Source organism: Rathayibacter sp. AY1D2 (genome assembly GCF_002932695.1).
Lineage (GTDB): Bacteria > Actinomycetota > Actinomycetes > Actinomycetales > Microbacteriaceae > Rathayibacter.
Genome location: NZ_PSVX01000102.1, coordinates 1 through 7768 on the forward strand (window position 1 = coordinate 1; position 7768 = coordinate 7768).

Sequence of the window (7768 nt, forward strand, 5' to 3'; positions counted from 1 at the left end):
AGCCCGCGCTCGCCGGCGGTTCGTCCCTCCACAGGCGGGGTACCGGCTCCGTTGTCCCGATCCTGGTCACGGGCCCCGGCCCGATGTCGGTTGTCGCTGATTCAATACACGTATGAGAAGTTCGGGTGACGCGGCGCAGGCGGTCGAGGCGGTGCGCGCGGGCGAGACGGCGCAGACGCTCGACGCGGTGCGCGCGCTCGCCGGTCTCGCGGCGGGGCTCGCCCGCTCCTCGGCACCGGTGCTGCTCGCGGGGGCCGTCGCCCTGCACACGGCGTACCGGGCGGCGCTGCTCGTGCCGGAGTCGTTCGCGCGGGGGAGTCGTCTCTCCCGGAGCGAGGCGGGAGACCTCGTGGAGCGCTCGATCCGAGCCGAGTTCGCGACGGCGCTCGGGATGTCGGAGCGCGTGGCGTCTCGGCGTCTCGAGCACGCTCGGCTCCTCATCGAGGACCTCCCGGCGACCCGCACCCTCCTGGCCGAGGCCCGGATCCTCTGGGAGGCCGGCGAGGTCGTCTGCGCCGCCGCCGCGACCCTCCCCGCTCCGTCGCGCGCGTCCTTCGACGAGCGGGCGGCCGCCGCGGCGCTCTCGCAGACGCCCACCCAGCTCCGCCGGACCGTGGCGCGGCTGCGCGACGAGCTGCACGAGCAGCCGTTCACCGAGCGCCACGCCCGCGCCCGCGAGGACCGCAGCGTGTGGCTCGGCGCCGAGGCCGACGGCATGGCCACGCTCTGCGCCCTGCTGCCGGCCCCGGTCGCGGTCGGCGCCTACAACCGTCTCGACCGGATCGCCCGCTCGCTCCGCGACGGGGCGGACGCGGCGAGGATCGGGCTCGGTGCAGGTGCAGGTGCAGGTGCAGGTGCAGGTGCAGGTGCGAGTGCGAGTGCGAGTGCGACTGCGACTGCACAGAGCGGTGCTGGTGCCCGTGGCGATGCCCGGGTAGCAGTCGGTGCGGGAACGGACGCTGGTGCTGGTGCTGGTGCTGGTGCTGGTGCTGGTGCGCGTGCTGGTGCCGGGCTCGGCGCGGAGACGGGTGGCGGCGCCGGTGGAGACGCTGACATCTCCCTCGGCGACGGCCGGACGCTCGCGCAGCTGCGGGCCGACGCACTCGTCGATCTGCTCATCGACGGCGACATCTCCGCAGACGGATCCTCGGGCGACGGATCCTCTGGCGAAGGAGCGAGCGGAATCCCCGCCTCTGTACTCGGAAGCCCCGCCTCGGTCTCCGGAGTCCGCGCCGACGTGCGCCTCACCCTCGCCGCCAGCACCGCGGTCGGCCTCGACGACGCGCCGGCCGAACTCGACGGCTACGGTCTCGTCCCCGCCGACGTCGCCCGGGAGCTCGTGCGCACGGCGGCCACCTTCACGCGGGTGCTGACCGATCCGGACACGGGAGTGGTGACGTCGGTCGGCAGGACCCTCCGCGTCCCGCCCCCTCGGATGCGCCTCCAGCTGCAGCTGCGCGACCGGACCTGCCGGTTCCCCGGCTGCACCCGCTCGTCCTCGACGGCCGAGGCCGACCACACCCTCGAGTGGCGGAACGGAGGCGAGACCGCCCTCGGCAACCTGGCCTCGCTCTGCGTCGCGCACCACCACGTCCGCCACGGCGACCGCTGGACCTACGCCCTCCATCCGGACGGCACCGTCGTCTGGACGACCCCCACCGGCCGTCGGATCACCGACCGACCGCGGGCGCTGCCCGGGGCTCCGCTGCCGCCCACGCGACGACCGACGCCGCAGTCGGCGCAAGAACCGGAGCCGGAGCCGCAGCCGGAGCAGCAGCCGCACCCGCTGTCACCACGATCCTCGTCATCGCAGCTGAGGTCATCGCGACCGTCGTCACCTCGACCGTCGCCATCGCTGCTGTCGCCGACGCGGCCGCGGTTCGTGGACGCGTCTCCGCCGTTCTGATCCGCAGCCCGACCTGCCGGGCGATCCGACACTCCGTCGGCCGCGAGGCGGTGCATCGCCGGGCCTGGACACGCCCAGGCGCCCTCGCGCTCTCGCACCTCCGGCGCCGCGAGGTCCGTCGGCACGTTCGCGCTTCGTCGAGCCTCGAGCTCCGAGTTCTGAGCTCCGAGCCCCGAGCTCCGAGCCCCGTGTCCCGGAGCTCCGAGCCTCGAGCCCCGTGTCCCGTCGTGCTTCGGCGCTTCGGGGCGTCGGCCACCGCGTCCCGGTCCGCCCGCGTCCCGGTCTGCCCCTGTCCCCGGTCCGCCCCTCCGTCCCGGTCCGCTCCGTCCCGGTCCGCTCCCGCCCCGCTCCGGCTGGCGGACGCCCCCGCCGCGCAGGAGAGCCGTCGAACTCGGGAGATCACGACCGGACGACCTCCACGTGGTTCACGTTCTCCGCCGCCCCCGGCTCCGCCGGACGCTCCGCTCCGGCCGTCTCAGGCCGCGAGTCCGCCGAACAGCAGTGACACCGTCATCGCGATGATGACCGAGTCGAAGGCGGACGCGATGACGACGTTCGCGCGCACCAGGCGCCAGCCCTCTCTCGAGCGGATCTCGGCCGAGACCGGGGCGGCCGTCGTGGACAGCAGGAGCGCGAGGGTCGCGTCGTCGCTGAAGTGCGGCACCCCCTCGAAGGCGAACCGCACCTGCGACCGCCGGGGCGACCGCGACTCGAGGCGCAGGCAGGCCTGTGCGACCGAGAGGACCATCAGCATCCACGAGCTCGCGACGGCGAGCAGGGCGGCGGCGATGGAGAGGGGCTCGCTGCGGAACTCCGTCCTCTGCGCGATCGCCATCGTGACCGCGATCGCCACCGTGACCACGATCGCCGGCACCGCCGCCGACAGCGTCGTGCTGGTCGCCCCGGTCGCCCCCAGCATCCGCGGGAGGAGGCGCCGCTCTCCGCGCGCCTCCTCCTCGGCGGCGCTTCGCAGCGCCTGCTCGTCGAGGCGCGAGTACGAGGCGGCGCTCCAGCCCACGGAGAGGGCGGTGCAGAGCGGCCGGCCGAGCAGAGAGACCGGAACGAGGGTCGCCGTTGCATCGACGGCCCCGTCGCATCGACGGCCCCGTCGCCAGGAGCGAGCGTCCCCCTCGCCAGGACGAGCAGCACCACCACGATCGTGACCAGGAGGCTCACGCTCACCCGGAACAGATCGGAGCGGGATCGTCTGCGCGCGGTCATCGCCGCCCTCCCCGTCAGGGGCCCGGAGCGCGCCCCGAACAAAATCCACGCCGTTCCGTCCTGCCGCGTCCCGTGCGTTACCAGGCCATTCGTTGCAACCAACAACAAATCCCCCGAGCACCCGGCAGAATGGACCTATGACCTCACGGAGCAACTGGGCGGGCACCTACGAGTACCGCGCCGCCGCCATCATCGAGCCGGAGTCCGTCGAGGAGGTGCAGCGCCTCGTCCGCGAGAACGAGCGCGTCCGCGCCCTCGGCAGCCGCCACTCCTTCAACTCCCTGCCCGACACCCCCGGCGCACTGCTGCACCTGGGCCGCCTGGCCTCCGACCCCGTGATCGACGCCGAGGCGAGCACCGTCACCGTCGGCGGCGCCACCCGCTACGGCGTCGTCGCCGCACACCTGCACAGCAACGGCTACGCCCTGCACAACATGGGCTCTCTCCCGCACATCTCGGTCGCCGGCGCCATCGCGACCGGCACCCACGGCTCGGGCGACCGCAACGCGAACCTCTCCTCCGCCGTCTCGGCGCTCGAGCTCGTCACCGCCGACGGCTCGCTGCGCACGATCCGCCGCGGGGAGCCGGGCTTCGAGGGCGTCGTCGTCGGCCTCGGCGCCTTCGGCATCGTCACCCGCGTGACCCTCGACATCCAGCCGACCTTCGACGTCCGCCAGGACGCGTTCGTCGACCTGCCCTGGGAGCGCGTACTCGACGACTTCGACGCGATCACCTCCTCCGCCTACAGCGTCAGCCTCATGACCCACTGGTCCTCGCCGACGGTGGAGCAGCTGTGGCTGAAGACCAAGGTGGCGGCGGGATCCGTCGCCGACGTCGACGCGACGCACCTGGGCGCGGTCGCCGCCTCCGCGAGCCTCTTCGCCGTCTCGGAGGGTGTCGACTCCAACCTGAACCCGTTCGGCGGCTCCGTCGGACCGTGGTCCGAGCGCCTGCCGCACTTCCGCCTCGACCGCGAGCCGAGCGCGGGCGACGAGATCCAGAGCGAGTACATGGTGCCGCGCGCGAACGTCCGCGAGGCGATCGTGGCGCTGCGCGCGATCGGCGAGCGGATCGACGACGTCCTGCTCATCACGGAGCTGCGGACCATGGCGGGCGACGACCAGTGGCTCTCCCCCGCCGGAGGCCGCGACAGCGTCGGCGTGCACTTCACCTTCAAGAAGGACCGCGCCGGCGTCGACGCCGTGCTCCCCGCCGTCGAGGGCGCGCTGCTGCCGCTCGGCGCCCGGCCGCACTGGGGCAAGCACTTCCTCGCCGGAGCCGACGAGATCGCGCCGCTCTACCCGCACCTCGAGGAGTGGCGCACCCTCCGCTCCGAGTGGGACCCCTCGGGCCGCTTCGCGAGCGACTTCCTCCGCGACCGCCTACTCGGCTGAGCGGCACCCGCCCCGCGGGACCAGGCAGGTTCCGCGGGACGGGGCTCACAGGACGTGGGTCGCGGGACGGGGCTCACAGGACACGGCTCGCGGCTCGCGGGATGCGGGATGCGGGACGCGGGACGCGGGACGCGGCCTACAGGACGCGGGTCACAGGACGCGGCTCACAGGACGCGGCTCACAGGACGCCGCTCAGAACAGGCGGGCCGCGTCGGCGGGCTCGACGAGGTCGCGCACCAGCGCCGGGATCCGCTTCCGGAACGGGAAGAACCCCCGCGACGCCGACGGCCACGCCGCACCGTCCCAGCGGCGGCGCACGGTGACGAGCGCGACCCCCTCGTCGGCGAGAGCCGAGCGGAGCGCCTCCACCCGCTCGCCGACGGGCCCGACCGGCGCGTACGGAACGACCACCGTGTCGATCCGCTCGGACACCGCCCAGTCGACGACCGTCGCGGCACGCGCGTCCGCCAGCACCCGCGCCGGCCGGCCGCTGGAGTCGGAGGTGCGCTCGGCGGCGTCGGCGAGCGCCGCGGCGGTGAAGGCGGCGACCGCGTCGGAGACTCCGGACGGCGAGCGCCCGCCCGCGTCCCCGGCGACGGCGCACGCCACGAGGCGCTCGGCCAGACCCGGCTGCTCGGCGAGCAGGCTCTCCGCCTCGAGGTCCTCCTCGTGCAGCAGGAGGACGGGGCGGGCGCCGACGGTCCCCACGACGTCGTCCTGCTCGAGCGGTGCCCGCGGCGGGAAGGGCTCCTCGGTGAGCGCGCGGGCCGTGGTGGCGAGGCCGCTCGGCGAGAAGCGCCCCTCCGTGTAGCGGGCGATGTTGGACGCGGAGGCGAGGTAGGTCTTGCCCGGAGTCTGCAGGCCGGCGACCCATCGCCACGACAGGGTGTTGGACGCGGCGTCGCCGTCCAGCAGGTGCCGGTAGAAGAAGTCGGCGCCGAGCTGCCAGGGCAGTCCGAGGGTGAAGATCCAGATGCTCGCGAACCACATGCGGGTGTGGTTGTGGAGGTACCCGGTCTCGACGAGCTCGCTCACCCACGCGTCCATCGCGTCGATGCCGCTGCGTCCGCCGATCGCGTCGAGGTACCCGGGCGGAGGATCGCCCGCGGAGGAGTCCGCCACCTCGCGGCGGTAGCGGCGCCAGACGTCCGGGTTCTGCTCGAGCCAGCCCTTCCAGTAGGTGCGCCAGAACACCTCCTGGACGAACTTCTCCGCGGCGGTCAGGCGGTGCCGCGCGAGGACCGCGGCGACGACCTCCCGCTCGGTGACGAGGCGGTGGCGGAGGTAGGGCGAGAGCCCGGAGACGTTGTCCCGGGACGGTCCGAGGTCGTGGTTGCGGTCGCGAGCGTAGGCGGAGCCCGCGCGGGCGACGAAGTCGTCGAGCGCCTCGAGACCGGCGGCTCTGGTCGGGATGAACATCGCCCCATCATCGGCGTCGGCCCGGTGAGAACACCGGCAGCGGCCTCCCGAGTGCGCTCCGGGGACGGAGGCGCCCGCCGAGCGCTCGTCAACGGGGTGACCGGCGCCTCCGACCCGACGTAGCGTCGGAGGACGAGAGGGAGGCCGCCATGCCCCGCGAGGAACAGATCCCGTCCACCATCGAGCGCTCCGACGAGCACGCGCAGAAGCTCTGGTCGGCCGCGCACGACTCGGCCGTCGACAGCTACGGCGACGGTGAGCGCGCCCACCGCACGGCCTTCGCCGCACTGAAGCACGAGTACGAGAAGGTCGGCGACCACTGGGAGCGCAAGGCCGAGAGCGGCCCCTCCGACTCCCGCGCCGAGGGCCACGGCCGCTCCCCCGGGGGCGAGACGGCGGGCGGAGTGGACGCGAACGCCACGAAGGCGCACCTGATGGACCTCGCCAAGCGCCTGGACGTCTCCGGCCGCTCGCGCATGACGAAGGCCGAGCTCGTCGAGGCCCTGCAGAAGGAGAGCACCCGCCGGACGCGCGACGCGCGGTAGGGGCAGGGGCGGGGCCGGGGACAGCCGCCCCGCCGAGCCCCGGCCCGCTCAGTCCAGCGCGTCCCGGACGGCCGCCATGCCCAGCTCCAGCTCGGCGAAGGTGGTCGACAGCGGCGAGAGGCCGATCCGGATGCCGTCGGGTCGGCGGAAGTCCGGCACGATCCCCTCCGCCTGCAGCCGCGGGACGAGGCCGGCGAACGACTCGTGCGCGATCGTCACGTGCGAGCCGCGCCGGGCGGGATCGAGCGGAGTCGCCACCCGCACCCCGCGCGGCACCAGCCACGCGTCGGCCAGCTCCAGCGCGTACGCCGTCATCGCCTCCGATTTCGCGCGCACCGCGGGCATGCCGACCGAGGCGATCAGCGCGATCATGTCCTGCATCGCGAGCATCCCCGTGATCGGCGGGGTGCCGCTGAGGAAGCGCCGCATCCCCTCGGCCGGACGGTAGCCGGGTCCCATCTCGAACATGTCGGCGACGCCCATCCAGCCCTGCACCGGCTGCGCGAGCGAGCCCTGGTGCCGCGACGCGACGTACGCCCACGCGGGCGCCCCCGGCCCTCCGTTCAGGTACTTGTAGGAGCAGCCGACCGCGAGGTCCGCGCCCCACTCGTCGAGCTCGAGCGGCACCGAGCCGACGGAGTGGGAGGCGTCCCAGAGCACGAGCGCGCCGGCCTCGTGCGCCTGAGCGGTGATCGCCGCGGCGTCGGCGAGGAACCCCGAGCGGTAGGCGACGTGGCTGAGCAGCACCAGTGCCGTCCGCTCGCCGAGCGCCGGGGCGAGGTCGTCGGGGCCGACGCCGCTCCCGGGGTCGGAGTCGATCCAGCGGAGCGTGCTGCCGGTCTCGGCCGCGATGCCCTCCAGCACGTACCGGTCGGTGGGGAAGTTGTCGGTGTCCACGACGATCTCGTCGCGCCCCTGCTCCGCCTGGCGGGCGATCGCCGCGCGGGTGAGCTTGTAGAGCAGGACGGTCGTGGAGTCGGCGACGACCGTCTGCCCGGCCGCGGCTCCCAGCACCGCGGAGCCGAGGGCGTCGCCGACCTCGAGCGGCATGTCGAGCCAGCCCTCCTCCCAGCCGCGGATGAGGCGGCCGCCCCACTCCTCCTCCGCGAACCGCGCGAGCTGGGCGACGCTCGCGCGCAGCGGCCGGCCGAGCGAGTTGCCGTCGAGGTAGGAGCGGACCTCGGGGGTGCGGACGAACAGCTCGGGGCAGTGCGCGAGCGGGTCCTGGGCGTCGAGCGGATGCATGCCCTCACCCTAGGTCGCGGGTGCCGGGCGCGACGCGC

Annotated in this window: 6 protein-coding genes; 3 read left to right on the forward strand and 3 right to left on the reverse strand. The window is 74.2% G+C overall.

The window, feature by feature from the left end; genetic code table 11:
• The first annotated feature begins 112 nt into the window (after nt 1-112).
• Complete coding sequence (locus C5D04_RS17225) at nt 113-1906, forward strand: HNH endonuclease signature motif containing protein (RefSeq protein WP_104348112.1); 1794 nt, start codon at nt 113-115, stop codon at nt 1904-1906.
• Nucleotides 1907-2381: 475 nt separating this feature from the next.
• Here the strand turns inward: C5D04_RS17225 and C5D04_RS18415 are convergent, their stop codons facing one another.
• The gene (locus C5D04_RS18415) at nt 2382-3293 is read right to left on the reverse strand and encodes a DUF1345 domain-containing protein (protein WP_104348113.1); all 912 of its coding nucleotides are present in this window, start codon (nt 3291-3293) and stop codon (nt 2382-2384) included.
• Between C5D04_RS18415 and C5D04_RS17235 the strand changes: the two genes are divergently transcribed.
• Nucleotides 3265-4521 carry an FAD-binding protein gene (locus C5D04_RS17235; protein WP_104234610.1) on the forward strand — a complete coding sequence of 419 codons (1257 nt, stop codon included), beginning with the start codon at nt 3265-3267 and terminating at the stop codon, nt 4519-4521. The two genes, C5D04_RS18415 and C5D04_RS17235, sit on opposite strands and share 29 nt — an antisense overlap.
• Before the next feature lie 192 nt (nt 4522-4713).
• Here the strand turns inward: C5D04_RS17235 and C5D04_RS17240 are convergent, their stop codons facing one another.
• Nucleotides 4714-5940 carry an FAD-binding domain-containing protein gene (locus C5D04_RS17240; protein WP_104348114.1) on the reverse strand — a complete coding sequence of 409 codons (1227 nt, stop codon included), beginning with the start codon at nt 5938-5940 and terminating at the stop codon, nt 4714-4716.
• 149 nt (nt 5941-6089) lie between these two features.
• Between C5D04_RS17240 and C5D04_RS17245 the strand changes: the two genes are divergently transcribed.
• Nucleotides 6090-6485, forward strand: coding sequence for a ChaB family protein (locus C5D04_RS17245; protein WP_104225169.1), 396 nt, complete (start codon nt 6090-6092; stop codon nt 6483-6485).
• A 48-nt stretch (nt 6486-6533) separates the two neighbouring features.
• On the opposite strand, the gene C5D04_RS17250 is transcribed toward C5D04_RS17245, so the two are convergent.
• Nucleotides 6534-7730, reverse strand: coding sequence for a kynureninase (locus C5D04_RS17250; RefSeq protein ID WP_104292989.1), 1197 nt, complete (start codon nt 7728-7730; stop codon nt 6534-6536).
• Between the last annotated feature and the right edge of the window lie 38 nt (nt 7731-7768).